General features: G+C 64.6%; 24 protein-coding genes. 16 read left to right on the top strand and 8 right to left on the bottom strand.

Going from position 1 to position 24,704, the window contains the following annotated elements:
* The first annotated feature begins 116 nt into the window (after positions 1-116).
* Together pyk and fba are read left to right on the top strand one after the other, a co-directional pair.
* On the top strand, positions 117-1,550 hold the full coding sequence (gene pyk / locus PIN31009_RS22175) for a pyruvate kinase (protein ID WP_058377639.1): 1,434 nt from the start codon (positions 117-119) through the stop codon (positions 1,548-1,550).
* Positions 1,551-1,673: 123 nt separating this feature from the next.
* Complete coding sequence (gene fba, locus PIN31009_RS22170; RefSeq protein WP_150791599.1) at positions 1,674-2,738, top strand: class II fructose-bisphosphate aldolase; 1,065 nt, start codon at positions 1,674-1,676, stop codon at positions 2,736-2,738.
* A gap of 37 nt (positions 2,739-2,775) precedes the next feature.
* On the opposite strand, the gene PIN31009_RS22165 is transcribed toward fba, so the two are convergent.
* Positions 2,776-3,384, bottom strand: coding sequence for a hypothetical protein (locus PIN31009_RS22165; protein WP_150791598.1), 609 nt, complete (start codon positions 3,382-3,384; stop codon positions 2,776-2,778).
* A 291-nt stretch (positions 3,385-3,675) separates the two neighbouring features.
* Between PIN31009_RS22165 and PIN31009_RS22160 the strand changes: the two genes are divergently transcribed.
* The 5 genes from PIN31009_RS22160 to PIN31009_RS22140 all read left to right on the top strand — a co-directional run bounded on the left by PIN31009_RS22160 (position 3,676) and on the right by PIN31009_RS22140 (position 9,235).
* The gene (locus tag PIN31009_RS22160; protein ID WP_150791597.1) at positions 3,676-5,406 is read left to right on the top strand and encodes a type 1 periplasmic-binding domain-containing protein; all 1,731 of its coding nucleotides are present in this window, start codon (positions 3,676-3,678) and stop codon (positions 5,404-5,406) included.
* 88 nt (positions 5,407-5,494) lie between these two features.
* Positions 5,495-6,385, top strand: a complete 891-nt coding sequence (locus PIN31009_RS22155; RefSeq protein ID WP_058377643.1) for a phosphoribosylaminoimidazolesuccinocarboxamide synthase — start codon at positions 5,495-5,497, stop codon at positions 6,383-6,385.
* A 17-nt stretch (positions 6,386-6,402) separates the two neighbouring features.
* Positions 6,403-6,918 (top strand): 5-(carboxyamino)imidazole ribonucleotide mutase, encoded by a 516-nt coding sequence (gene purE, locus PIN31009_RS22150; RefSeq protein WP_150685000.1) that lies wholly within the window; start codon positions 6,403-6,405, stop codon positions 6,916-6,918.
* A 40-nt stretch (positions 6,919-6,958) separates the two neighbouring features.
* Positions 6,959-8,152 (top strand): 5-(carboxyamino)imidazole ribonucleotide synthase, encoded by a 1,194-nt coding sequence (locus PIN31009_RS22145; protein WP_150791596.1) that lies wholly within the window; start codon positions 6,959-6,961, stop codon positions 8,150-8,152.
* A 3-nt stretch (positions 8,153-8,155) separates the two neighbouring features.
* Positions 8,156-9,235 (top strand): L-threonylcarbamoyladenylate synthase, encoded by a 1,080-nt coding sequence (locus tag PIN31009_RS22140; protein ID WP_150791595.1) that lies wholly within the window; start codon positions 8,156-8,158, stop codon positions 9,233-9,235.
* On the opposite strand, the gene PIN31009_RS22135 is transcribed toward PIN31009_RS22140, so the two are convergent.
* Both PIN31009_RS22135 and dacB read right to left on the bottom strand, forming a co-directional pair.
* Complete coding sequence (locus PIN31009_RS22135) at positions 9,161-10,057, bottom strand: sterol desaturase family protein (protein WP_246185805.1); 897 nt, start codon at positions 10,055-10,057, stop codon at positions 9,161-9,163. The genes PIN31009_RS22140 and PIN31009_RS22135 overlap by 75 nt on opposite strands.
* Before the next feature lie 166 nt (positions 10,058-10,223).
* On the bottom strand, positions 10,224-11,735 hold the full coding sequence (gene dacB, locus PIN31009_RS22130; protein WP_150791594.1) for a D-alanyl-D-alanine carboxypeptidase/D-alanyl-D-alanine endopeptidase: 1,512 nt from the start codon (positions 11,733-11,735) through the stop codon (positions 10,224-10,226).
* A gap of 426 nt (positions 11,736-12,161) precedes the next feature.
* Here dacB and PIN31009_RS22125 point away from each other — a divergent pair, with 426 nt between their 5' ends.
* Both PIN31009_RS22125 and PIN31009_RS22120 read left to right on the top strand, forming a co-directional pair.
* Entirely contained in the window at positions 12,162-12,884 is a 723-nt protein-coding gene (locus PIN31009_RS22125) for a response regulator (RefSeq protein ID WP_246185804.1), read from the top strand.
* Positions 12,884-14,242 (top strand): ATP-binding protein, encoded by a 1,359-nt coding sequence (locus tag PIN31009_RS22120; protein WP_150791593.1) that lies wholly within the window; start codon positions 12,884-12,886, stop codon positions 14,240-14,242. Before PIN31009_RS22125 ends, PIN31009_RS22120 begins: the two co-directional genes overlap by 1 nt.
* 45 nt (positions 14,243-14,287) lie before the next feature.
* Here the strand turns inward: PIN31009_RS22120 and PIN31009_RS22115 are convergent, their stop codons facing one another.
* Positions 14,288-14,680 (bottom strand): hypothetical protein, encoded by a 393-nt coding sequence (locus PIN31009_RS22115; protein ID WP_150791592.1) that lies wholly within the window; start codon positions 14,678-14,680, stop codon positions 14,288-14,290.
* Between the two features lie 354 nt (positions 14,681-15,034).
* Between PIN31009_RS22115 and PIN31009_RS22110 the strand changes: the two genes are divergently transcribed.
* Together PIN31009_RS22110 and PIN31009_RS22105 are read left to right on the top strand one after the other, a co-directional pair.
* Positions 15,035-16,585, top strand: a complete 1,551-nt coding sequence (locus tag PIN31009_RS22110; protein WP_150791591.1) for a DegQ family serine endoprotease — start codon at positions 15,035-15,037, stop codon at positions 16,583-16,585.
* A gap of 157 nt (positions 16,586-16,742) precedes the next feature.
* Complete coding sequence (locus PIN31009_RS22105) at positions 16,743-17,189, top strand: hypothetical protein (protein WP_058377651.1); 447 nt, start codon at positions 16,743-16,745, stop codon at positions 17,187-17,189.
* Positions 17,190-17,325: 136 nt separating this feature from the next.
* On the opposite strand, the gene PIN31009_RS22100 is transcribed toward PIN31009_RS22105, so the two are convergent.
* The gene (locus tag PIN31009_RS22100; protein WP_150791590.1) at positions 17,326-18,348 is read right to left on the bottom strand and encodes an XdhC family protein; all 1,023 of its coding nucleotides are present in this window, start codon (positions 18,346-18,348) and stop codon (positions 17,326-17,328) included.
* A gap of 339 nt (positions 18,349-18,687) precedes the next feature.
* Between PIN31009_RS22100 and PIN31009_RS22095 the strand changes: the two genes are divergently transcribed.
* The 5 genes from PIN31009_RS22095 to PIN31009_RS22075 all read left to right on the top strand — a co-directional run bounded on the left by PIN31009_RS22095 (position 18,688) and on the right by PIN31009_RS22075 (position 21,823).
* A complete protein-coding gene (locus PIN31009_RS22095; RefSeq protein WP_174997334.1) occupies positions 18,688-19,305 on the top strand; it encodes an SRPBCC family protein in 618 nt (205 codons plus the stop codon).
* Positions 19,295-19,756, top strand: coding sequence for a winged helix-turn-helix domain-containing protein (locus PIN31009_RS22090; protein WP_150684992.1), 462 nt, complete (start codon positions 19,295-19,297; stop codon positions 19,754-19,756). Before PIN31009_RS22095 ends, PIN31009_RS22090 begins: the two co-directional genes overlap by 11 nt.
* A 121-nt stretch (positions 19,757-19,877) precedes the next feature.
* Entirely contained in the window at positions 19,878-20,549 is a 672-nt protein-coding gene (locus PIN31009_RS22085; protein WP_150791588.1) for a cytochrome b/b6 domain-containing protein, read from the top strand.
* Between the two features lie 88 nt (positions 20,550-20,637).
* Entirely contained in the window at positions 20,638-21,450 is an 813-nt protein-coding gene (locus tag PIN31009_RS22080; RefSeq protein WP_150684990.1) for a molybdopterin-dependent oxidoreductase, read from the top strand.
* Positions 21,451-21,481: 31 nt separating this feature from the next.
* Entirely contained in the window at positions 21,482-21,823 is a 342-nt protein-coding gene (locus PIN31009_RS22075) for a pentapeptide MXKDX repeat protein (protein ID WP_150791587.1), read from the top strand.
* Positions 21,824-21,895: 72 nt separating this feature from the next.
* Here PIN31009_RS22075 and modC read toward each other — a convergent pair whose 3' ends face one another.
* The 3 genes from modC to modA form a co-directional block, all read right to left on the bottom strand.
* A complete protein-coding gene (gene modC, locus PIN31009_RS22070) occupies positions 21,896-22,999 on the bottom strand; it encodes a molybdenum ABC transporter ATP-binding protein (RefSeq protein WP_150791586.1) in 1,104 nt (367 codons plus the stop codon).
* Positions 22,989-23,693 (bottom strand): molybdate ABC transporter permease subunit, encoded by a 705-nt coding sequence (gene modB, locus PIN31009_RS22065; RefSeq protein WP_237172081.1) that lies wholly within the window; start codon positions 23,691-23,693, stop codon positions 22,989-22,991. The genes modC and modB overlap by 11 nt, the downstream gene beginning before the upstream one ends.
* 164 nt (positions 23,694-23,857) lie before the next feature.
* Positions 23,858-24,670 carry a molybdate ABC transporter substrate-binding protein gene (gene modA / locus PIN31009_RS22060; RefSeq protein WP_246185803.1) on the bottom strand — a complete coding sequence of 271 codons (813 nt, stop codon included), beginning with the start codon at positions 24,668-24,670 and terminating at the stop codon, positions 23,858-23,860.
* Positions 24,671-24,704 lie beyond the last annotated feature (34 nt).

Raw genomic sequence — 24,704 nt, 5'->3', positions numbered from 1 at the left:
GTACGGACAATACGAACTTTTTGGTTAACCTCTGGCCGCGTAAATAAAGTACAACCATCGAAGCGCCAGCATTGTCGAACGCGCTGCTACCAAAAGAGGATGAAGAGATGGATGTAATGAACCGCTCCACCAAGATCGTCGCCACCATCGGCCCGGCATCGAGCACGCCGGAAGTGCTCTCGCGCATGATCGCTGCCGGCGTGGACGTCGTGCGGCTGAACTTCTCGCATGGCAAGGCGCAAGACCATATCGAGCGCGCGCAGATGGTGCGCGACGCCGCTAAGGCCGCTGGCCGCGAAGTGGCCATCATGGCTGACCTGCAAGGCCCGAAGATTCGCGTCGGCAAGTTCGAGAACGGCAAGACGACGCTCGAAACCGGCGCCCCGTTCATTCTGGATGCCGATTGCGAAGTCGGTAACGACGAACGCGTGGGTCTGGACTACAAGGAACTGCCCCGCGACGTGCGTCCGGGCGACGTGCTGCTCCTGAACGACGGCCTGATCGTGCTGACCGTCGACCGTGTGTTCGGTAACGAGATCCATACGACCGTGAAGGTCGGCGGCGATCTCTCGAACAACAAGGGGATCAACCGCCAGGGCGGCGGGCTGACGGCACCGGCGCTGACCGCGAAGGACATGGAAGACATCAAGACCGCGATGGCGCTGGGCGCCGACTACGTCGCGGTCTCGTTCCCGAAAAACGCCACCGACATGGAAATGGCGCGCCGTCTGGCCAATGTGGCCGGCGAGCCGTACGGCATCAAGCCGCGCATGATCGCCAAGATCGAGCGCGCGGAAGCCATTCCGGCGCTGGAAGAAATTCTGGCGGCCTCCGACGCCATCATGGTCGCCCGTGGCGATCTGGCCATCGAAGTGGGTAATGCTGCCGTCCCGGCGCTGCAAAAGCGGATGATCCGTCTGGCGCGCGAGATGAACAAAGTGACCATTACGGCCACGCAGATGATGGAATCGATGATCCACAACCCGGTGCCGACCCGCGCCGAGGTCTCGGACGTCGCCAACGCCGTGCTCGACGGCACCGACGCCGTGATGCTGTCGGCCGAGAGCGCTGCGGGCAAGTATCCGGTGGAAACCATCGCGACGATGGCGACCATCTGCGTCGAGGCCGAGCGCTTCGAGACGGTGGAACTCGACCGCGATTGGCTGGACCAAACTTTTACGCGCATCGACCAAACGATTGCCGCCGGCGCTCTGTTTACCGCGTATCATCTTGGCGCGAAAGCTATCGTGGCGCTGACCGAATCGGGCGCGACCGCGCTCTGGCTGTCCCGGCACAAGATCCACGTCCCGATTTTTGCGCTGACGTCGCAGCTCTCGAGCCTGCGCAAAATGTCGCTTTATCGCAACGTTTTTGCGATGGGTGTCGAGTCCACGCATGACCGCGATCAGGCGTTGAAGCAGGCTGAGCAATTGCTGCTCGCGCGCGGTGTGGTCAAGCGCGGCGACACGATCGTGTTGACGGTCGGTGAGCCGATGGGGCAACCCGGTGGTACCAATACGTTGAAAATCGTCCAGGTGGGGCACGCGTGATTGAATGGGCCGCGCGCGTGAGGCGAGGCGCAAAAGCGCATCGCCCCGTGCGAGCCGTCGTCATGAAGGGCACCCCTGGGTCGACGAAAGATTTGCTTAATTTGTGATTCCAAGGAGAACATCATGCCCCTAGTCTCTATGCGACAGCTGCTCGATCATGCCGCCGAAAACGGCTATGGTCTGCCGGCCTTCAACGTCAACAATCTGGAACAGGTGTCCGCAATCATGGCCGCTGCCGACGAAGTCGGCGCGCCCGTGATCATGCAGGCTTCGGCAGGTGCACGTAAGTACGCCGGTGAGGCGTTCCTGCGTCACCTGATTTCCGCCGCTGTGGAAGCCTATCCGCACATTCCGGTGGTGATGCACCAGGATCACGGCCAGTCGCCGGCGGTGTGTATGGCCGCCATCAAGAGCGGCTTCTCGAGCGTGATGATGGACGGTTCGCTCGAAGCCGACGGCAAGTCGGTCGCCAGCTACGAATACAACGTCGAAGTGTCGAAGAAGGTCGTTGAGTTCTCGCACTACATCGGCGTGACGGTGGAAGCCGAGCTGGGCGTGCTGGGTTCGCTCGAGACGATGAAGGGCGACAAGGAAGACGGTCACGGCGCCGACGGCACGATGACGCGCGAGCAACTGCTGACCGATCCGGATCAGGCCGCCGACTTCGTGAACCAGACGCAGTGCGACGCCCTCGCGATCGCCATCGGTACCTCGCACGGTGCCTACAAGTTCAGCCGCAAGCCGACGGGCGACATTCTCGCCATCGACCGCATCAAGGAAATTCACCGCCGTATTCCGAACACCCACTTGGTGATGCACGGTTCGTCGTCGGTGCCGCAAGAGCTGCTCGCCGAGATCCGTGAATTCGGTGGCGACATGAAGGAAACGTACGGTGTGCCGGTCGAAGAAATCGTCGAAGGCATCAAGCACGGCGTGCGCAAGATCAACATCGATACCGACATCCGTCTGGCCATGACCGGCGCGATCCGTCGCTATCTGTTCGAAAACCCGAGCAAGTTCGACCCGCGCGACTACCTGAAGCCGGCCCGCGAAGCCGCCATGCAGGTTTGCAAGGCGCGCTATCTGTCGTTCGGTTGCGAAGGTCAGGCAGGCAAGATCAAGACGGTGTCGCTCGACAAGATGGCCGAGAAGTACAAGAGCGGCGCGCTGTCGCAGATCGTGAAGTAAGTCGAGAAGTCAGTATCAGACTTGGGGTCTTCGGACCTCAGGTTGCAGGCCCGGCCTTCGCCAGCACACGCTGGAACAGAAGCCGGGCTTTTTCTTTGGGCATCTGCAACTGGAATTTGCCGCCCAGCTCGGAGCGGATGGTGGCGGTGAGCATCTCCACGCCATCGACGATCAGTGTCATCGGCTCGTTCATGTGCTGACGCGAGAAGTCGCGCATGCGCGTGGTTGCCCCTTCGCGCAGGCTCAGCGTGATCACCACGTCGCCGTCGGGCGCGATGCCTTCGGCCTGCATCGGGAACTGCAAACCCATCGTTTCGATATCTCGCGCCGCGTAGAGCGCGAAACGCGGAATAGCGTCGTCGGGCTCCGGCGTGGCGATGGCGATCAGTCGAGGCAGCACGGGGCGGTCGTCGGCGGTCGATGTGGAGGCCGCTGCGGCGCCGGAGGCGGCATGCGCCGGGGCGGGGCGGTGTACCGGAGCGTGGATATGCGGTGACGCCGGCGATGAGGCAGCGGGGGCGGACGACTGGCCGGGCGGCGCGGCGGACGACGCCTGCGCCCCGGCGACTGGGCTGGTGATTGTGGCGAGTGTGGTGAGTGCCATGACGGCCGCGATCACAACAGTGACGTTCGACGTGGTTGACATGACAGCCCCTCTCCCGGGTGGACATTTCCATTGTAGGCGGCGCAACCGTCGCGCCAAGCAACGCAAACCCGACCCGTGTCCTGTTTAGGTGCAGCTAAGGTCCAAGGTCGCCAAGTTCCCAGCAATTTCCCGCAATTTCCCGCTAAGGCCGCAAATCCGCAGCCGACTCCCGAATGCCAAAGCCCCGCCCCGGTGGACGTGAAAGTCTCTCGGGCCCTGATCACGTGGCCCGATCCTGATCTTGATCTTGATCTTGATCCGGATGCCGGCAGCCCCGCTTTGGAGTTTGCGATGCCCCGCATTTTCTCGTTCATTTCCCGTTCCCGCGCCACCGTCCCGGTCGAACCTCCGCCGCGGCAAGTTGCGGCGCCGGCCGATACCTTGTCCAACGCGCTGTGCGGCGTCGCGAACCGCCCTTCGGATCGCTCTGCCGGCGGAGGCGAGCCGCCGTCCCCGTGGGTTGGCTCGCCCATTCTCACACTCGGTCAACTAGACCCGTTCCAGCAAGGCGCGCTGCTCGCGAATTCGGAAAAGGCCACGTGGATCAACGCATACGGCGTGAATCCGCAGACGTTGATTTGCGTCGATGGGGAATGCACACGCTACGGCTTGCTCACATTTGGCGAACACCGGTTCATCGTGGGGCCGACGGCCACGTCCGCGGAAGGCGCCGCCCTGACCCGCATGCTCAAAGCGCATCCGGACATCGGGGCCATCTTCTCTGTCGAGCCGGGTGCGATTCAGCAGGCAGGGGAGGCAAACGAGAACGAGGAGACCAATCGCTATCTGCCACGATCGGCAGTCCGTTATCTCGCGAGGGTCTCCGCACAGCAGGGCCCCCATCCGCAGTCACGGCTCGCGGTACGCATGGCTGCCGATGTTTCGAAGGTCGAGGAAAGTCTCGCACACGTGACATGCATGGAATTCACCGGGATGGAACACGGCGGCGCTGCCATTTCCGGTGCAACGCTCTGGCAGGCGGGTAAGGGCGTGGCAGATTACCTTCGCCAAAACCCCGGCAAGATCGCACTCGTGTGTTCCGAGCAGGGCGTCTCGCGCCCGTGCGCCGTCATCGCCAGCGCCTTGCTGCAACTGCCTTCGGCCGACGGCAGGCCGCCGAGCGTGGACACGATCGTCGATCAGGTGCAGATGCAGCGTGCGCAGCAGAGCGCCCACCACATCGGACGGGCGCGCGCCAGCTTCGGGCAAATTGCCGAGTGTGCCGAACTGATCAACACACTGAGAAGCCCCGACGGCTGGTGCATGGCAGCGAACCGCCTGTTGCCCCGGGCGATCGACCGCCTGAAGGACTTCGATGCACTTCACGTCTCGGTCATCGCGCGGTGCGATCCGCCAGAGGGTTATCACGGCCCCGTCATGCCGCCTGCGACGAACCGGTCGAATGAACTCGCGGTCTTCGTCTCCAACGGCCTGTACTTCCCGACCCACGATCGGCACATGCCCCCGGCCATGCGGGCGTCCGATCCGGCCGGATTCCTGTCGGCGCTGTATCGCCGCCTGCAACGGGTGCGTGACAGTGACGCGAGGGGACGTACGCCGCCGATCGACCTGAACGCCGAAACGCAATGCATCGCGCGTTGGCGGCACCAGATGGCCGACTACCTCGAAGCCGACTTCGACCGTACTGTCTCGCTGCTGGCGTCGACTACCTTGCCCACGGGCACCGAATTGGTCTGGCTGCCGGGCCAGACCGACTACTTCACCGGCTTCCGGCACGCCAGTGAGCATTACCTCGGCCCGCACACCGACCGGATCTCGCTGGAGGATATCGACCCCGCCAGCCCAGACGCCATGCGCCTGATCACGCGCACCGACGACGCCACGCTCATGTGCGACAACAAGTTTTACGCGGCGGCGTCGGTCGAGCAGTGGCATCGGCAATGCCAGCGCTCCGGCAAGCCGATGTCGCATCCCACTTCGCGTGCACCGGTCGTGGCGCTACTGGTGGGCGAGGGCCATGCGGCGCGAATTGGCGCCCTGTTGCACGAGTTGGCGGTGTAAGTCCCGAAGGCCGCCGAGGGGCGCGCAAGGCGCGTATAATTACGCCTTTGCCCTTCTGACATCGGGTCCCGCCGTGACTACCCCCGCCTTGAACGCCCTGTACGAATCCTCCCTCAAGAGCCTGCCGCTGCTCTCCCGCGGCAAAGTGCGCGATAACTATGCCGTCGGCGACGACAAGCTGCTGATCGTGACGACCGACCGCCTTTCGGCGTTCGACGTCATCATGGGCGAGCCGATTCCGGGCAAGGGCCGTGTGCTCAACCAGATGGCCAATTTCTGGTTCGACAAGCTCGCGCACGTCGTCCCGAATCACCTGACCGGCGTCACGCCGGAATCGGTGGTGTCGGCCGACGAAGCCGCCCAAGTGGCCGGCCGCGCCGTCGTGGTCAAGCGCCTGAAGCCGATTCTGGTGGAAGCCGTGGTGCGTGGTTATCTGGCCGGCAGCGGCTGGAAAGACTATCAGGCCACCGGCGCCGTGTGCGGCGTGAAGCTGCCCGCAGGCTTGCAAAACGCACAGCAACTGCCGGAGCCGATCTTCACGCCGGCCGCCAAGGCCGAGCTGGGCGAGCACGACGAGAACATCAGCTTCGACGACATGGTGAGCCGCATCGGCCGCGAGTTGGCCGAGCAGATCCGCGAGATCTCGATTCGCCTGTACAAGGAAGCCGCCGCCTACGCCGCCACGCGCGGCATCATCATCGCCGACACGAAGTTCGAATTCGGTCTCGATGACGACGGCAAGCTGCATCTGATGGACGAGGCTCTGACGGCCGATTCGTCGCGCTTCTGGCCGGCCGATTCGTACGCCGTGGGCAGCAACCCGCCGTCGTTCGACAAGCAGTTCGTGCGCGACTGGCTCGAGACGCAAGTGTGGGGCAAGACCCCGCCCGCGCCGAAGCTGCCGGATGAAGTCGTCGAAAAGACCGCTGCGAAGTACCGCGAGGCGCTCGAGCGCCTGACCGGCCAGCAACTGGCCTGAGCGGGACGGAAACGACAATGACCGCAACGAGTGATAAGCAAGCCGCTGCGCCCCGCGTGGGCGTGGTGATGGGGTCCAACTCGGACTGGGAAGTGATGAAGAACGCGGCCGCCATTCTGGCCGAGTTCGGCGTGCCGTACGAAGCGCAGGTGGTCTCGGCGCACCGCATGCCGGACGACATGTTCCGCTACGCCGAAGCCGCTCGCGAGCGCGGGCTGGTGGCGATCATCGCCGGGGCCGGCGGTGCCGCGCACCTGCCCGGCATGATTGCCGCGAAGACGACCGTACCGGTGCTGGGTGTGCCGGTGCCGAGCAAGTACCTGCGTGGCGAAGATTCGCTGCTCTCGATCGTGCAGATGCCCAAGGGCGTGCCGGTCGCGACCTTCGCCATCGGCGAAGCCGGTGCGGCCAACGCGGCGTTGTTTGCCGTGGCCATGCTCGCTGCCGACGATAAGACGCTGGCTGAAAAGCTCGACGCCTTCCGCGCCAAGCAGACCGAAGCGGCGCGCGGCATGACGCTGCCGGCACTCTAAAAACAAGCCCGTCCCCGCACGCTTTCTCGCCTCAACGAAGATGAATCCTGCCTCCGCTGCGCCCATCCTCCCCGGTCAATGGCTGGGTATGCTGGGCGGCGGCCAACTCGGCCGCATGTTCTGTTTCGCCGCCCAATCGATGGGTTACAAGGTCTGCGTTCTCGACCCGGATCCGCGCTGCCCGGCGGGTGCCGTGGCCGACCGTCTGATCGTGGCCGATTATCGCGACGAAACCGCACTCGCCGAGCTGGCAGCGTTGTGTCCGGCCGTGTCGACCGAGTTCGAGAATGTGCCGGCGCAGTCGCTCGACTTCCTCGCGCAAAGCACCACCGTGAGCCCGGCGGGCCGCTGCGTTGCGATTGCGCAGGACCGCGTGGCAGAGAAGCGATTCATTGAAAGCTGCGGCGTGCCCGTGGCCCCCCATCTGGTGATCGAGTCGACCGACGCGCTGCACGCCATTGGCGAAGCAGCGTTCGAGACTGTGCTGCCGGGCATTCTGAAAACCGCCCGCATGGGCTACGACGGCAAGGGTCAGGTGCGGGTCAATACGCCCGCCGAAGCGCGTGCCGCGTATGCCGAAATGGGCGGCGTGGCGTGCGTGCTGGAGAAGCGTCTGGCGCTGGCCTACGAAGTGTCGGTGCTGAGCGCGCGTGGCGCCAACGGCACGGTCGCGACGTATCCGCTCGCGCAGAACGTCCATATCGACGGCATTCTGGCCACTACCACCGTCCCGGCGCCCGATGCGGCCCCGGCGCTCGCCGATGCAGCGCGGGCGGCGGCAGCGGCCATTGCGTCGCAAATGGACTACGTGGGCGTGCTGTGCGTCGAGTTCTTCATCCTCAAGGATGGCTCGCTGATCGCAAATGAGATGGCACCGCGTCCGCACAACAGCGGTCACTACACGATCGATGCGTGCGCCGCGAGCCAGTTCGAGCAGCAGGTGCGTGCCATGGCCGGCCTGCCGCTGGGCGAGACGCGTCAGCATTCTCCCGCCGTGATGCTCAACCTGCTGGGCGACGTGTGGTTCGAGGGCGACGCCAAGGATCAACCCCGCGCACCGGCGTGGGACGACGTCGTGGCACTGCCGTCGGCGCGTCTGCATCTGTACGGCAAGGAAGAAGCGCGCGTGGGCCGCAAGATGGGCCACATCACGTTTGCAGGCGCCACGCTCGACGAGGCACGCGATGCCTGCGTTGCCGCAGCGGCTAGCCTCAATATCGCGCTGGAAGACTGACCGATGACGTCGTCGCAGGCCCCTCGCATCGTCATGCCGTCGGCGCAAGCGATCACGCAAGCCGCCGGGCAACTGGCCGCGGGCGAACTGGTCGCGTTCCCGACCGAGACCGTCTACGGCCTCGGGGGCGATGCCGAGAACCCGCAGGCCGTCGCGGCCATCTATGCGGCCAAGGGCCGGCCGGCGAATCATCCGGTCATCGTGCATTTTTCGCCCGAGGGCGACCCCGGTTACTGGAGCGACGACGTGACGCCTGCCGCGCGCAAGCTCATGGACGCCTTCTGGCCCGGCCCCCTCACGCTGATCGTCAAACGCGCGCCGCATATTCCGGCGGCGGTGTCGGGCGGTCAGGATTCCGTGGGTCTGCGTGTGCCGTCGCATCCCGTTGCACAAGCGCTGTTGCGCGAGTTCGCTCGCGTGAAAGGCGGTGCCAGCGGGCAGGGCGGTGTGGCGGGCCCGTCGGCCAATCGATTCGGTCAGGTGAGCCCGACCGCCGCGCAACACGTGCGCGACGAGTTCGCCGGTCTGCCGGGCGTGACCGTGCACGTGCTCGACGGCGGCGAAGCGGCCGTGGGTATCGAATCGACGATTGTGGATTTGTCGCGGGGCTTCCCGGCACTGCTGCGTCCGGGGCACATCACGCCGGAACAGATCGCCGAAGTGCTGGGCGAGATGCCGCGCCTGCCGGGACAGGACGCCAATGCGCCGCGTGCTTCGGGCACGCTCAAGGCACATTACGCGCCGCGCACGCCGCTTTATCTTTGCGACGCGGCGCAGTTCGCGCCGGCACTGGCCGTGCATCCGAAAGGCGAGCGAGTGGCTGTGGTGGCCTTCACCGGCACGCTGGCGTCGCTGCCGTCACTGTCGGGTGCCGACGCTTTGGTTGAACTAGGCGACGACGTGGTGAAGTTCACGTTGCCGCCCACGCCCGACGCGCTGGCGACCGATCTCTACGCGCTGCTACGCCGTCTGGATCGCGCAAACGTCACACGTATTCTCTTCGAGCGCTTACCGGACACGCCCGCGTGGGCTGCCGTCAACGACCGCCTCGGCCGCGCTGCGGCGGCTTTCGAGCAAGCCTGACGACCATTCGGGAGGCCCGAACAGGGCCATCCACTTGTTACGCCAGCCGGGCAGCGTGACTGCATCGCGCGCCATCGACCTCCACTCGTGAAACGTCAGCGTGATCGGGTTGTGGGTGTGAATCTGATTCACGATGCCGTACTCGCACGGCTCCGCGTCGCTTTCTTCCACATACGAGCCGAACAGGCGATCCCAGATCACCAGCACGCCCGCGTAATTGCGGTCGATGTAACGCGGGTTGCGTGCATGATGCGCGCGGTGAATCGACGGCGTATTCAGCACGTACTCCAGCCAGCCGAGTTTCGGAATGGCCTGCGTGTGCACGAAGAACTGGAACGCGAGATTGAGCAGCACCACGCCGACGATCTGAATCGGCGTGAAGCCGATGAGTGCCATCGGCGTCCAGAACAACCACATGCCCGCGACGGGATACATCAGGCTCTGGCGGAATGCCGTCGACAGGTTGAGCCGCTCCGACGAGTGATGCACGACGTGCGCCGCCCACAGCCAGCGAATGCGATGGCTGGCGCGATGGAACACGTAATAGAGGAAGTCCTGCACGACGAAGAGCAGCAGGAAACCGACCCAGCCCGCCGGCATCGTGTAGATGCGGTGGTGGTCGTAGAGCCACGCGTAGAACGGCACGATGAGCAGCCACGCGAGCTTGTCGGCGCCCTGATGCATGAGCGCGAGCGTGGCGTTGCTCACGGTATCTTTCAGGCTGTACATGCCGGGGCGGCGGCGTCGCCAGTACCATGCTTCGATACCGATACACAGCACGAACACGGGCGCGAGCGCCAGCAGAATCAACTCGACGTTCATGACCTCGCGTCTCCTCACGATAGGGTCATCTGACCGGCGTCTTTCCGTCTGAGCGGAAATGACGCCGATGAAGCGTCTATTCTGAGGCCAATGTCACGCCTTGGCGCAGCGGCTAGAGTGAATCCTCGAAAGCCGCTTTTATGCTCGGTGAGTGCTCAGGGCGCGCTCAGGGAGCATTCTCGTACACCCACGAAATCAGCGCATCGTTGAAGGCGCGCGTGTTGTTGGCCTTCGCGTCGTTCACGAGGGAAACCACCACGTAGATGTCGCCGTTGCGCGTGCCGACGTAGCCCGCTACCGCGCGCACGTCGTCGAGCGTACCGGTCTTGATGTGTGCGTTGCCGGCGACCGGGCTGCCGGTCAGGCGGTTACGCATGGTGCCGTCCACGCCGACCGTCGGCATCGACTCGACCAGCACCTGCGCCGTCGGGCTGTTGATCGCGTGCTGCAAGAGCCCGGTCAACTCGGCGGCGCTGATGCGTTCGCGGCGCGACAGGCCGGAGCCGTTCTCCACCACCAGACCCGGCATCGACAGATCGTGCTTGTCGAGCCAGCGAGCGAGGGCTTCGCGCGAGCGCGTGACGCTGGCCGGTGTCTTGCCATCGGGCGGCAGGCCCAGCGTCAGGAACAACTGACGCGCCATCACGTTGTTGCTGAACTTGTTCATGTCGTGCACGACTTCCGCGAGCGTCTGGCCACGGTGCGTGACCAGCAGCTTCGCCCCGGGGGGAACCACACCGGTGCGCACGTTGCCGTTGAACTGGCCGCCCGACGCTTGCCACAGCGCACGGAAACCGCCGAGGAAGAAGCGGTCGCGATCAGGCGCGGCAACGTTCCAGTCCTTGTCTTCGCAGGCCGTCGGGTAGGTGCCCGAGAAGCGCGCGACGTACATGCCATCGGCGCCTTGATTGAGCGTCGGATGAATGCGGGTGAGCCAGTCGCCGCAGTTACCGGCATCCGTCGACGACAACTCGTTCGACACCTGCAGATTCGCCAGCGGCGGCAGCACGTTCACGTTGACCGTGCCGTTCGGGTTGCCCGAGAAGCTGAACGAGACGGCCTTGAACGAATAGAGCAACGCGTCGGGCGCGACGTTGTACGGGCGATCGCCACCGCCGTCGATCGCTTCGATCGCGCCGATGTCAGAGCTATAAGCCGAACGGTCGAGCACGATGTCGCCGTTGATGTTGGTGACACCGGCGTTATGCAACTCGGCGACGAACTTCTCCATTTCTTCGGGCACGAGTTTCGGATCGCCGGTGCCCTTGAAATACAGATTGCCGTTGAGCGTACGCCCGTCGAACTGGCCGTCGGTGAATGCCTGCGTGCGCCAGCGATAGTCGGGGCCGAGCGTGTCGAGGGCGGCAATCGTCGTGACGAGTTTCATCGTCGATGCGGGATTGCGCGGCACCTTCGCATTCATCGAGATGAGCGGTGCAGCGAGACGGCCGCGCGTTTGCAGCGGATTGTCGACCTTCGCGACGATCACGCTCACGTGGCCCGCAGGCACTTTGCTGGCGGCGAGCAAACGGGCGAGCGGCGCGGGCAGCGGTGTTGCACTCGGCGCCGCGGCTGGCACCTTCGGCATCTTGTGCTTGGCGGGTTTCGCCTGCACAGATGCGCTCATCGCGACGGCGACGGCAAACGCGGCGCAACCGGCGGCACGCGCGACGGTCATTGCTGACGCGCGTGCTGTCGCCTGCGAGGACGTACCGCAAGGTGCGTGCGCGGACAATGACGTGATGGAAAGGGAGCGTGCGGACAAGAGCGTGTGGCGGGAGCGGCGGAAGACGCGCATGGCGGGCGGTGTTCTCCAGTGTTACGCGCAGCGAAACCGTACGGGCACCTTGGCGGGTGCGGGGGCGTGCGGTGGGCTGCGGGCGAAGCGGTCGTGTGTTCGGCGTGCGGTGGCGAGTGTTTTGACGCGCACCGCACAATGTCCGCCATTGTAAGTCGGGCATGCAACGAACTGTCGCTACAATGGGTCGAAAATCGACGGAATGTCACTCAGAGGCAACATCGCGGATGGCGCGGGTGACGTCGCAATTGCGCACGGCAACGCGGACTACCGCGTGACGATGTCGCGCCGTTGGGGGCCAAATACATGCGAATTCTATTGGTAGAAGACGACGCGATGATCGCTGCGGCAGTGACGAAAGGCCTGCGGCAGGATGGCTGGACGGTCGATCACGTCGACGACGGTCAGCGCGCACTCGACGCCTTGTCGCTCGAGTCGTACGACGCGCTGCTGCTCGACCTCGGGTTGCCGCGCCGCGACGGTATCGACGTGTTACGTACGTTACGAGCACGTGGCCAAACACTGCCGGTCATCATCGCCACCGCACGCGATGCGGTGGCCGATCGCGTCAAGGGGCTCGATGCCGGTGCCGACGACTATCTCGTCAAACCGTTCGATCTGGACGAACTGGCGGCGCGTTTGCGGGCGCTGGTACGGCGGCAGGCCGGACGCAGCGAACCGTTGCTGCGGCACGGCGGCATCGTGCTCGATCCGGCCACACGGCAAGTGAGTTGCGACGGCACGCCGGTGACGCTGTCCGCGCGCGAATATGCGGTGCTCGAAGCGTTGCTCAACCGGCCCGGGGCGGTGCTGTCCAAATCGCAACTCGAAGAGCGCATTTACGGCTGGGGCGAGGAAATTGCGAGTAACACCGTCGAGGTGCATATTCACGGGCTGCGCAAGAAGCTCGGTGCTGATGCCATCCGTACCGTACGGGGCGTCGGATACATGATGCCGTCACCGGGGGCGCAGGGCACGCAGGCTGCGTCGGGTACCTCAGGTGGCGCAGTGGCGCCGGAGGCCGAGTGATGCGCTCGATCCGTCGCCGTCTGCTCGTCGGCTTGCTGCTCACGCTGGTCGCGGCGCTGTTGCTCGCGGGCATCGCCATCTTCCGTCAGGCGCGTACCGAAGCCAACGCGCTGTTCGATTTCCAATTGCAGCAGATGGCGTTGTCGCTGCCTGCCGAGCCTTTTTCCAGCGTGCCGGGCGACCATAGCGACGCGGGCGGCCTGGTGATCCAGATCTGGAGCCGAAACGGCGTCGAGCTGTATTACTCGCATCCGCGCACGCCGTTGCCGCCGCGCGCCGAACTGGGGTTCACGACGGTACAGACACCTGAAGGCGACTGGCGCGTGTATGCAGCGCTCGTGGGCGACAACGTCGTGCAACTGGCGCAACCGATGGTGATTCGCGATTCGCTCGCGGTGTCGATGGCGCTGCGCACGCTGTTTCCGCTGGTCATCGCGATGCCGATTCTCGCGCTGCTCGTGTGGATCGTCGTTGGCCGGGGGCTGCAACCGTTGCGTCGTGTGACGCGCGCACTCGATGCCCGCGCGCCGGGGGCGCTTTCCGAGTTGCCCGAGGCCGGGCTGCCGGACGAGGTGCGCCCGCTCGTGCGCGCGCTCAACAGCTTGCTCGGGAGACTCGACGAAGCGCTCGTGCAGCAGAAGGCTTTCGTCGCCGATGCTGCCCATGAACTGCGTACGCCACTGGCCGCGTTGCAATTACAGGTGCAGTTATTGGAGCGGGCGCATACCGATGGGGAGCGCGCCGAAGCGATGCGCGATCTGCGCGATGGCGTACGTCGCGCGTCGCATCTCGTGGGGCAGTTGCTGACGTTGGCGCGTCAGGAGCCCGATGCCGCACGCGCGGCGAGTGCGTTCACCGAGTTGCCGCTCACGCCGTTGCTGCAAGATGTGGTGGCGCATCACGCGGCGCTCGCGGTAGCGCGCGGTATCGATCTGGGACTGGATGCGCCTGACGACATGACCGCGCGTGCACGCGTGCATGGCGACGCTCATGCATTACAGACGCTCTTCGGCAATCTCGTGGATAACGCACTGAAATACACGCCGCAGGGTGGGCGAATCGATGTGCGGCTCGTGAGCGCTGGTCCGGTGACCGTAGAGATCGAGGACACTGGCCCGGGCATTGCGCCGGCCGAGCGCGAGCGCGTGTTCGATCGATTCTTCCGGGGCGGCGATGGCGAACCGGCAAAGACCGGCGATGCGCGTGCCGAAGGGAGTGGCCTTGGGCTGGCGATCGTGCGCAATATCGCGCAGGCGCATGGTGCACGGGTCGAGTTGCTCGATGCGCGCAGCGGCCATGGACTGCGTGTGCGCGTGAGTTTCGACGCGTCGACGGCCGGTGTGCCGCCCGCGCTTTGATGTGTCGAAAATGCGCGGCGCAAAATCGCGCCGCGCTGTCGGACCTCACCCACGCGTCACGTTCGTGACCTTGTCGTTTTCAATGGTGAGGGTGCGACGCTCGGGGCGATGATCGCGCGTGAGCGGCATAGCCTTGCCGTCCTGCTCGCCGATGCGCCACGGACAGCCTTGCAGCAGCGACTTGGCTTCGGTCAGCGACTTGCCCACGATGGCATTGTCCGCCGGCATCTCGCGGGAGCAGTTGCCTTGGGCCTGCTGCGTGCCCTGCATCCCTTGCATCCCCTGCGCTTGCGTCGAATCGGCGGGGCCTTGTGTGCCCTTGCCGTTACTGCTGCCCGGGGCGGCCTGCGCGGAGAACGCCAGCGCCATGCCGAGCACGAAGCCTGCGGTGCCGATGGTGCGCGTGGCGCGAGCCAACATCGAATCGGTGATTTGCATCGTGATGCCTCCTGAATGCGAGAGTGGTGGAGCGGTGGAATGTGAAGCTCATGCGGCGCGAAATCGCACCACCTTGCCACCGTAGCCAGCGGGGCACACCACACGCAAGCCGAACCACGCGAGCCCCGCTATCAAACGCCTGAAAGCGTTACGCATAGCAATCAAAATCCCATCCTCCTGCACTCGATGCGTGACACCCTCATCCGAACGGATGTCGCATCGACGCGCTTTGGATTTCCGCTTCTACGATCTCTCGTTGTCGCGTCCTCGCGTTTTCGCGTCTTAAGGTTCTCTTAAGGGAGCCTCTCTAGGATCACAGTCATGTCAAACGTGGTCGTCTGGAAGGAGAGACTCATGCGGACTTCGAAGCTCACTCGTACGTTGGTTGCTGGCGCCGTGCTCGTCGCATTGACGGGCGGCTATGTCGCGGGTCGTCAACACTGGCAGGCCCCGCTCGCCTCGGACGTGGTCTCCGACGCCAGCGCGGCGTTGCCGGCCGCCGCCTCGGCACCGGGCGCCGTCAATACGTCGAATACCGCGCCGCGCATGCTGGTGCCGGACTTCTCGCAACTCGCGGAACAATACGGACCGGCCGTAGTCAACATCAGTGTGACGCACGATGGGAAACCTTCGGCGGGCCGTGGCGCTTCGACGATGCCGATGCCGCCGGGCATGGATCAGAACGATCCGCTGTTCCAGTTCTTCCGCCACTTCTACGGCGCACCGGGTAACGACGGCGGCGATGGGGGTGACGATGGCGGCAGCAGCGCCGACAGCGGACCGACGCGCAGCCTTGGCTCGGGCTTTATCGTGAGCCCGGACGGCTACATCCTGACCAACGCGCACGTCGTTGACGACGCGAGTCAGGTGACGGTGAAACTGACCGACAAGCGCGAGTACAAGGCGAAGGTCGTGGGCAGCGACAAGGCGAGCGACGTGGCGTTGCTCAAGATTGCCGCGACCGATCTGCCGACGGTAAAGATTGGCGATCCGTCGAAGTCGAAAGCGGGTGAATGGGTGGTGGCCATCGGCTCGCCCTACGGTTTCGACAACACCGTGACGGCGGGCATCGTATCGGCGAAAGCGCGTGCGTTGCCCGACGAGAATTACACGCCGTTCATTCAGACGGATGTGCCGGTCAACCCGGGCAACTCGGGCGGACCGCTGTTCAACCTGAACGGTGAGGTCATCGGTATCAACTCGATGATCTACTCGCGTACCGGCGGCTTCCAAGGGCTGTCGTTCGCGATTCCGATCGACATGGCGATGAAGGTCAAGTCGCAGCTTCAGCAGTACGGCAAGGTGAGTCGTGGGCGCATCGGCGTGACGATTCAGGAAGTGAATCAATCGCTGGCGAAGTCGTTTGGTTTGCCCAAGCCGACCGGGGCACTCGTGTCGTCGATCGACAAGAACGGCCCTGCGGCGAAGTCCGATCTCAAGGCGGGCGACGTGATTCTCGCGGTGAACGGCGCGACCATCAACGACTCGGTGCAACTGCCCGAGAAGATCGCCGATATGCGTCCGGGGCAAACCGCGACGCTGACGGTGTGGCGTAACGGCGCGCAGCAAACGGTGTCGGTGAAGGTGGCGGCGCTCAACGAGAAGAAGGACGTGGCAAGTGCCGACGATTCGGCCACGCACGGCCGGTTGGGGCTCGCGGTGCGCGAACTGTCGCCGGACGAAAAGCGTGCGGCGCAGGTGACGAACGGTTTGCTCGTCGCCCGTGCTGGCGGCCCGGCAGAGCAGGCCGGTGTACAGGCGGGCGACATCATTCTGTCGCTCAACGGCACGCCGGTGACAAGCGCCTCGCAACTGAGCGACAAGCTCAAGAAGGCGGGCAATAATGTCGCGTTGCTTGTGCAGCGCGACGGGCAACAGATTTTCATCCCGGTCGATCTCGGCTAAGGCGAGTCACGCAGTTGAAGACGCGCCGCCGAGGGCGGCACTCGCGGGATGCCACGCACTACCTTGTGTGCCGGCGCGGCTGCGGTGTCATCGCAGAGATACCGCCGCCGTACCGGCACGATCCGGCATCGTGAAGTCATGAAACGGGAGGTCGAACATGTGGCAACAATGGCAACGCTGGTCAGTGGCAGGTGCCACGGCCGCTGTGCTGGCAGGCAGTCTCGGCGGTATCGGACTGGCACACGCACAGGGCGGCAATCTGCCGCAGGAGATGCATCAGGGCAACGTGACGTATGTCTCCGGGGGCATCGATAGCGACGAATCCGGCGCGTTCAAGCGCTCGGCGGGCGGCTGGCCGCTGTCGATCGAGATGGCGGCGCGCGGCGACGGCGCGAACGAGTATGTGGCCGATGCGCAGGTGCAGATCATGCGCGGCGGCGAGACGGTGCTCGATGCGCATTCACGCGGGCCGTTCATGCTGGTGAAACTGCCGGCCGGCGACTACACCGTGAAGGCGACTTACAACGGCAAGCCCATGACGCGGGAAGTGAAGGTGCCCGCCAAGGGGCATGCCACGGCAACATTCTTGTGGCCGCACGATTGATGTGCCGATCGATCCGCAGCCACGGATGAGGGAGTAACCCAGGTAGTAGGCAGTACCCGTAGCAACGAGTGAGCGAGTTGCGCCGCCGAAAGGCGGCGCTTTTTTTATGCCTGCGCGCGGCGTGCCGATTCGGATTTCACGCCGCTGTACGGCATTCCGAGGCGGGCGAGGAATTATCCAGATCGTCCGGCGAGCGCACCGCGAACGTCTGCGTCACCGTGATGCCGTTCTTGATGGCGGTCATCTCGGCGAGAATTGCCACGGCAATTTCAGCGGGCGTGCGCGCGCCGAGATGCATGCCGACCGGGCCATGCAGCCGCTCGATTTCTTCCTGACTCAGATCGAACAACGACAGCCGCTCGCGGCGTCGCGCGTTATTCACGCGTGAGCCGATTGCCCCGATGTAGAACGCGGGCGACTTGAGCGCTTCGAGCAACGCCATGTCGTCGAGCTTCGGATCGTGCGTGAGCGTGAGCACGGCACTGTGCGAGTCGAGTTGCAGTCGCACGATCAGATCGTCGGGCATCTCGCGCGAGAGTTCGGTGCCCGGCACCTGCCATTCGTCCGCATACTCGGTGCGGGGGTCGCAGACGATCACGTGATAGTCGAGCGCGTTGGCCATGCTCGCCACGTACTTCGACAACTGCCCGGCGCCGATGACCACCAGCCGGTGGCGCGGGCCGTGCGACGTGATCAGACGCCCGCCGTCGAATTCGACCGACGGCGTGCGATGGCCCGGTGCAATCTGCACGGCGCCGTTGGTCATGTCGAGCTCGCGCACGACGAGGCGGAATTGCGAGATGGCGTCGAGCAGATCGGGAATGCGCGACGATTCGCGCACCGGCTCGAGCACCAGTTGCAGCGTGCCGCCGCACGGCAAGCCAAAACGATGGGCTTCTTCGGCCGTCACGCCATAACTCGTGAGTTGCGGCCGGTCTTGCGGCCAGTCACCCGCGCGGATGCGCGCGATGAGATCGTCTTCGACGCAGCCGCCGGAGACGGAGCCGACCAGATGGCCGTCTTCACGAATTGCGAGCATCGAGCCCACGGGGCGCGGAGCCGAGCCCCACGTACGCACGACAGTGCCCAGCGTGACGAAAAAGCCCGCGCGGGTCCACTGTACGGCGGACTTCAGCACTTCCAGATCGACACTGTCCATTGCACGGTTCCTTCGCCATTACGCGAGCGGCAGCCCGGATGGGCCACGGCACCGAAGACGCGGTCACACGGCAATGCCAGCGCATTCCCGACACTTGTTCGCGAAGCGCGGAGGCAAGTGCCAATGCAGGCAGCCGAGGGACCGGCTGTTGCCGAAGAGATACCGCTCGATGTGATTCGGCGAGTATATCGCGCCCGCGCCCAGCTTGCCTTGCGCTGTATTCGAGCGGATATTCGGCAGTGGACTCCCATGGCGGTAACTCGTGTCACAATGCCTCGATGTTCGAGACGATTCCGTATTCCATATTCCGTATGGCCTGACGGCAAAGGGGAAAGGGCAATGGAACTTCAGAACCGCCGGCAATTGCCGATGGCGCGAGACGTCGCATGGATCGCGCTGAACGATCCCGGCGTATTGCGCCAGTGCATTCCCGGGTGTGAATCGATCGATCGCCTCGACGACACCACCTGGTCGATCGTGATGGCCGCGTCGGCGGGGCCGGTCAAAGGGCGCTTCACCGGGCGCATCACCCTCACCGACGTGATCGCACCCACCTCGTACACCCTCCATTTCGACGGTCTGGGCCCGTCCGCCGGGTTCGGACGCGGCACGGCCGCTATCACGCTTGAACCGCAAGGACCGATGAACACCGTACTGACTTACGACGTGAACGCCCAGATCGGTGGCGAACTGGCGCACGTAGAAAACGCGCTGGTCGACGACGCGGCGCGCCGTCTTGCCGACGAATTCCTGCGACGCTTCATTGCGGTCGTCGCACCGCACCACGCCGTGGGCGAACCCGTGGCGGCCGATGGCGAGGTGGCCGCAGCGATGGCCGCTGGCGCAGCGACGCGTGAAGGGACACCGGCGCGCAGCCCGTTGTCACGCTGGTGGCCGTGGGCGGTCGCCATCGTCATTCTGATTCTCATTGTGATGTGGGGGAACCATGCCAGCTGAGCGCCGTTCGGGAAAGACCGGCGCGGCCGGTGCGGCTGACGCCCCGCAAGCGGTGCCTAAGACGCCAGCACAGCCCGGCGTGGCCGGTTACGACGTGCGCGTGCGCATTCGCGACGGCGACGCCCCCGTGTTCGGCCCCGGGCGCCTGACGCTGTTGCGCGCCATCGACGAGACGGGCTCGATTTCTGCCGCCGCCCGTGGCATGGGCATGTCGTACCGGCGGGCGTGGTTGCTGGTGGAAGCGATGAATCACGAATTTCGCGAGCCGCTGGTGACCCGCCACATCGGCGGCGTGTCGGGCGGCGGCGCCCAACTCACGCCGTTCGCCCAGAACCTGACCGCGCACTACGACACCCTCGTCCGGGAGATCCGCTCCCTGCTCGACGCCCATGTACCCACCTTCGACGCCTATCTGAAAGGCCGCCCGGTACAGGACCCCGACGACGCGTAATCCCGTAATTCCACGAGTCCTGACCAAATCTCACAAAATGATTATCTTTTCGACAGGACTTTGTGACTGAAAGCGCACGACACTGTCTCCATCGACGCCAAAAACAAGCGATGGAGACGTCATGCAAGCCGCCACGAAACCTTCTGCTGCACACGAGCCCGCCGCGCACGCTGAGCGGGCTCCCTCGCCACCCCCGGCCCCCGGCGCCTCGCCGGTAGTTCAGCCGGGCTGGTTGCGCGTCACCCATTGGATCAACGTACTGGCCGTGCTCGTGATGATTACGAGCGGCTGGCGCATCTATAACGCCTCCCCGCTGTTCGACTTCCGCTTCGCCAACGGCATTACGCTTGGCGGCTGGCTCGGTGGCGCACTGCGCTGGCATTTCGCGGCGATGTGGCTGCTCGCCGCCAACGGCCTCGTCTACCTGCTGCTGAATCTGGCGAGCGGGCGCATGGCGCGCCGGTTCTTCCCGCTGTCCGTCAAAGGCATCCTGCACGACGCGTTTGCCGCGTTGCGCGGCCGTCTCGCGCATGCCGATCCGCGTCACTACAACTATGTGCAGCGCGCCGCGTATCTGTTCGCCGTGCTCGATCTGATGTTGCTCATCGCGTCGGGACTCGCCATCTGGAAACCCGTGCAACTCGGCTGGCTGTGCGACCTGTTCGGCGGGTTTCAGGGGGCGCGCTGGGTGCACTTTCTGGCGATGTCAGGGTTGGTGGCCTTCATCGTGGTGCACGTGGTCATGGTGGCGCTCGTGCCCCGCACGTTGCGCACGATGATTACCGGACGCTGAGCGTCCGGGCGTACTCGATATCACGCGGTCTCCAGCGATCTCCAGCGATCTCACAAGCGAACACACAGGCTCAGGACGAGGCACTGCCATGGCTTTCTTCAAACGTAACGACGACAAGACCTCGCTGATCGTGCGCGACGGCGACGCGATTCTCAAGGAAGCGCGCACGCTGGTGACGCGCCGGGTGACGGAGCCGTCGCGCCGTGCGTTTCTTTCCCGCACGTTGTCGCTGGGTGGGGTGGCGCTGCTCTCGGGTTGCTCGCTCGACGACAACGCTGGTGTCGAATCGGCGCTCGACACGATGTCGCGCTGGAACGATCGGGTGCAGGCGGCGCTGTTTCGCTCAGACGTGCTGGCGCCGACCTTTTCGGCGTCGCAGATGACGCGGCCGTTTCCGTTCAACGCGTTCTATTCGATGGACGAGGCCCCGGTGGTCGACGCGGCCGACTATCAACTGGAGTTGTCGGGCCTGATCGCCGACAAGGCGGCGTGGAACCTCGACACGCTGCGCACGTTTGCGCAGGCACGTGCCGCCGAGCAGATCACGCGCCATGTGTGCGTGGAAGGGTGGAGTGCGATCGGGCGCTGGGGCGGCGTGACGTTTTCCGACTTTCTCAAACGCATCGGCGCCGACACCACGGCCCGCTACGTCGGCTTCAAGTGCGCCGACGATTACTACACGAGCATCGACATGCCGACGGCACTGCATCCGCAGACGCTGCTCGCGCTGACGTACGACGGCCAGACGCTGCCGAGGGAGTACGGCTTTCCGATGAAGCTGCGTATCCCGACGAAGCTTGGCTACAAGAATCCCAAACATATCCGCGCGATTTTCGTCACGAATACGTACCCGGGCGGGTACTGGGAAGACCAGGGCTACAACTGGTTTGGTGGCAGTTGATTTTTCTCACTCAATTCATGGAGCAACGACAATGAAAATGCGATATCTGGCAGTGATGACGATGGGCCTTGCACTCGGCACCGGCGCGGCGTTTGCGCAGGACGCCATGAGCAAGGGCGATGCGATGGGTCAGCAAATGGACAAGAGCGGTTCGATGTCCAAGGACGGCATGTCCAAGGGCGGCGCAATGTCCAAGCACGATGCCATGGGCAAGGGTGACGCGATGAGCAAGGGCGGCGCCATGTCCAAGGGTGATGCGATGGGCAAGGGCGATGCGATGGGCAAGGGCGATGCGATGAGCAAGGGTGGCGCTATGTCCAAGGGCGATGCCATGGGCAAGGGCGACGCGATGAGCAAGCCGCAGGGGCAGTGAGATGTCACCGGGCGGCACGGTGAAGTTCTGCCGTGACGCCCGGTGTGTTGGCGCTTTCTTGTTGACGCTTTGTCAGCGCGTGAGGGCGACCGACTTGATCAGCAGATACACCTCGCGCGCCGGCGCGAGTTGCAGTTGATCGGCGGAGAAACGCGTGATGCGCGCATGCATCGGCGTGCCGTCGGGCAGCATGGCTTGCACTTCCACCGAATCGCCCAGATCGCGCAGCGCGCTGACGCGGGCCGGCAACACGTTCAACACGCTGGTTTGCGTCGGTGGTTCCGTGGCAACGGCAACGGCAACGTCGCGTGCACGCACCAGAATCCGGCAGACGTCGCCTGCTTCACCGCTTACACGCGGCACGCGCAGGCGAATCGTGTCGCTGCCATTCACCGCAAGCTCGGTCAGCCCGTATGCGGCGTCGTGCGCGACGACCTTGGTTTCCAGCACGGTTCCCGGCGCTTCGGCGGCGCCGTCGAGCGCATCGCGATGCAGGTTCAGCACATCTGCGGGATTGCCTTGCGAGATCGTGCGGCCTTCACGGAACAACACTACCTGATCGGCCAGACGCATCACTTCGTCAAGCGAGTGCGTGACGTAAAGCACAGGCAACTTCAGTTCGTGCCGGATGCGGTTCAGGTAGTCGAGCACTTCCATGCGTCGCGAGTGGTCGAGCGAGGCGAGCGGCTCGTCCATGAGCAACAAACGCGGGCACGACAACAGCGCACGGCCGATACCCACGCGTTGCTTTTCGCCGCCCGACAGGGCACCGGGACGACGGCTGAGCAGATGGCCGAGATTGAGCACTTCGACGACGTGGTCGAGCGCAATCGCGCCGGTGCCTGCCGCGCTCACGTCGCGACGTCGCAGCCAGCGGCCGAACAGCAGGTTCTGACGCACGGTGAGGTGCGGCAGCAGACGCGCGTCCTGAAACACGTAGCCGATGCGGCGCCGCCACGTCGGCAGTGCGATACCGGCGGCGCTGTCGAAGAGCACGTCGTCACCGACGACGATGCGCCCGGCTTCGGGCTTCAGCAGACCGGAGACGGCATTGACGACCGTGCTCTTGCCACTGCCGGACGGCCCGAACAGCGCCGTGACGCCCATGCCGGCAGCGAATTCGGCGTCGAGTTGGAACGCACCGAAGCGATGTTGGAGGCGAACTTCAACCGTCATAACCAAGCGCCTTGCGATTACCGAAGCGAATCAGCACTTCAGAGAAGATGAGCGTGGCGACAGCCAGCACGACAGAAATGGCGCATAGGCGCCAGACCATCGCGTCGCCGTCGGGCACCTGCGTTGCCGTGTAGATCGCCAGCGGCAGCGTCTGTGTCTGCCCGGGAATATTCGAGACGAAGGTGATGGTCGCGCCGAACTCGCCCAGCGCTCGCGCGAACGCGAGTACGAAGCCGTGCAACGCGCCCGTGGCCGTGAGCGGCAGCGTGACCGTCAGGAACGTCAGCCACGGGCCGGCACCGAGCGTTTGCGCCGCTTGTTCGAGTTTGGTGTCAGACGCTTCGAGCGCCTGCCGGATGGCGCGCACGAGCAATGGAAACCCCATCACCCCGGCCGCGAGTGCGGCACCCGTCCAGCGAAACGCGAACGTGAGGTTGAACCACTCGCGCAACAGTTTGCCGATGGCGCCTTGTGCGCCGAACAACACGAGCAGTGCGAAACCCACGACCACGGGCGGCAGCACGAGCGGCAAGTGGAGGATGGCATCGAGCAGCGCCTTGCCGGGGAAATTCCGGCGGGCGAGCAACCAAGCCGCTGCGTAGGCAAAGGGCAGGCTGCACAGCGTGCCCCATAGGCCAACGCGCAAACTGAGTTCGACGATGCCCCATTCTTCCGGGGTAAGACTCATGGACATACGGCGAGAACACCTTGAAAGGATCCGCGTGAATTGGGGCCTGCGCGCGGTGGCCGGCGCACATGGCAAAACCGGGGCTGTCGAGGACAGTCCCGGTCTGGGTTCGTCATTCTTACAGGTGCAGCTTATGAATGCGAATTAAGGATGCGAACTACGGATACGAATTACGGACGCGTGAAGCCGTAGCGCTGGAAGGTCGCGAGGGCGGCCGGCGTCGTGATGAACTTGTAGAACGGATCGGCGGCAGCGCGATCGGCCTGCTTGGTCACAGCGACCGGATAGACGATCGGGGCGTGGCTGTCGGCGGGGAACGTGCCGGCGATACGCACGCGCTTCTCGGCGTTCGCATCCGTCTTGTAGACGATGCCGTACGGCGCTTCGCCGCGAGCCACCAGCAACAGCGCGTTACGCACGTTGTCGGCAGCGGCGACCTTGCCTTGCACCTTCGACCAGACACCGAGTTTTTCGAGTGCCGCCTTGCCATAGAGGCCTGCGGGCACGTGGGCCGGATCGCCCATGGCGAGCTTGCCGTTGCCCAGCTTGCCGTCGAGGTCGACGCCCGGCTTCAGATCGATGTCGCCCGACGTGGTCGTCGGGGCGATCAGTACGAGTTCGTTGCCCAGCAGGTTGCGACGCGATGCCGTGTCGATCAGGTCATGCTTCTGCGCGTAGTCCATCCAGTCTTGGTCGGCCGAGATGAAGAGGTCGGCCGGTGCGCCCTTTTCGATCTGACGCGCGAGCGTGGAGCTGGCGCCGTACACGAGCACCGGCTTCTTGCCGGTTTCCTTGGTGTAGGCAGCGGACAGATCGTCGAGCGCGTCTTTCATGCTGGCCGCGGCAAACACTTGCTGGGCGGCCGCCTGACCGGCGAACAGCAGGCTCGCGCCGAGGGCGGCGGCGCCCAGTACGCGGCGCAGCGTCACGCGCGAGTGGGTGGCTTGGGACTTGTTGGGCGTAGCAGTAACGACAGCTTTCACAGGGTGGTCTCCAGCATGTAGTGGCTTGATGGTC

This window comes from Pandoraea iniqua, assembly GCF_902459685.1.
Taxonomy (GTDB): Bacteria; Pseudomonadota; Gammaproteobacteria; order Burkholderiales; family Burkholderiaceae; genus Pandoraea; species Pandoraea iniqua.
This window is presented reverse-complemented; position numbering and strand designations above follow the sequence as displayed.

Bases quoted from the DNA above. Each gene is read 5' to 3' on its own strand.
- purE (WP_150685000.1), top strand. From the start codon at position 6,403: ATGACCGCAACGAGTGATAAGCAAGCCGCTGCGCCCCGCGTGGGCGTG.
- PIN31009_RS22075 (WP_150791587.1), top strand. From the start codon at position 21,482: ATGAAAATGCGATATCTGGCAGTGATGACGATGGGCCTTGCACTCGGC.
- modC (WP_150791586.1), bottom strand. From the start codon at position 22,999: ATGACGGTTGAAGTTCGCCTCCAACATCGCTTCGGTGCGTTCCAACTC.
- PIN31009_RS22090 (WP_150684992.1), top strand. From the start codon at position 19,295: ATGCCAGCTGAGCGCCGTTCGGGAAAGACCGGCGCGGCCGGTGCGGCT.
- PIN31009_RS22105 (WP_058377651.1), top strand. From the start codon at position 16,743: ATGTGGCAACAATGGCAACGCTGGTCAGTGGCAGGTGCCACGGCCGCT.
- PIN31009_RS22160 (WP_150791597.1), top strand. From the start codon at position 3,676: ATGCCCCGCATTTTCTCGTTCATTTCCCGTTCCCGCGCCACCGTCCCG.
- PIN31009_RS22140 (WP_150791595.1), top strand. From the start codon at position 8,156: ATGACGTCGTCGCAGGCCCCTCGCATCGTCATGCCGTCGGCGCAAGCG.
- PIN31009_RS22100 (WP_150791590.1), bottom strand. From the start codon at position 18,348: ATGGACAGTGTCGATCTGGAAGTGCTGAAGTCCGCCGTACAGTGGACC.
- PIN31009_RS22145 (WP_150791596.1), top strand. From the start codon at position 6,959: ATGAATCCTGCCTCCGCTGCGCCCATCCTCCCCGGTCAATGGCTGGGT.
- PIN31009_RS22135 (WP_246185805.1), bottom strand. From the start codon at position 10,057: ATGAACGTCGAGTTGATTCTGCTGGCGCTCGCGCCCGTGTTCGTGCTG.
- PIN31009_RS22165 (WP_150791598.1), bottom strand. From the start codon at position 3,384: ATGTCAACCACGTCGAACGTCACTGTTGTGATCGCGGCCGTCATGGCA.
- PIN31009_RS22120 (WP_150791593.1), top strand. From the start codon at position 12,884: ATGCGCTCGATCCGTCGCCGTCTGCTCGTCGGCTTGCTGCTCACGCTG.
- pyk (WP_058377639.1), top strand. From the start codon at position 117: ATGAACCGCTCCACCAAGATCGTCGCCACCATCGGCCCGGCATCGAGC.
- fba (WP_150791599.1), top strand. From the start codon at position 1,674: ATGCCCCTAGTCTCTATGCGACAGCTGCTCGATCATGCCGCCGAAAAC.
- PIN31009_RS22095 (WP_174997334.1), top strand. From the start codon at position 18,688: ATGGAACTTCAGAACCGCCGGCAATTGCCGATGGCGCGAGACGTCGCA.
- dacB (WP_150791594.1), bottom strand. From the start codon at position 11,735: ATGACCGTCGCGCGTGCCGCCGGTTGCGCCGCGTTTGCCGTCGCCGTC.
- PIN31009_RS22115 (WP_150791592.1), bottom strand. From the start codon at position 14,680: ATGCAAATCACCGATTCGATGTTGGCTCGCGCCACGCGCACCATCGGC.
- PIN31009_RS22110 (WP_150791591.1), top strand. From the start codon at position 15,035: ATGCGGACTTCGAAGCTCACTCGTACGTTGGTTGCTGGCGCCGTGCTC.
- modB (WP_237172081.1), bottom strand. From the start codon at position 23,693: ATGTCCATGAGTCTTACCCCGGAAGAATGGGGCATCGTCGAACTCAGT.
- PIN31009_RS22125 (WP_246185804.1), top strand. From the start codon at position 12,162: ATGCGAATTCTATTGGTAGAAGACGACGCGATGATCGCTGCGGCAGTG.
- PIN31009_RS22080 (WP_150684990.1), top strand. From the start codon at position 20,638: ATGGCTTTCTTCAAACGTAACGACGACAAGACCTCGCTGATCGTGCGC.
- PIN31009_RS22085 (WP_150791588.1), top strand. From the start codon at position 19,878: ATGCAAGCCGCCACGAAACCTTCTGCTGCACACGAGCCCGCCGCGCAC.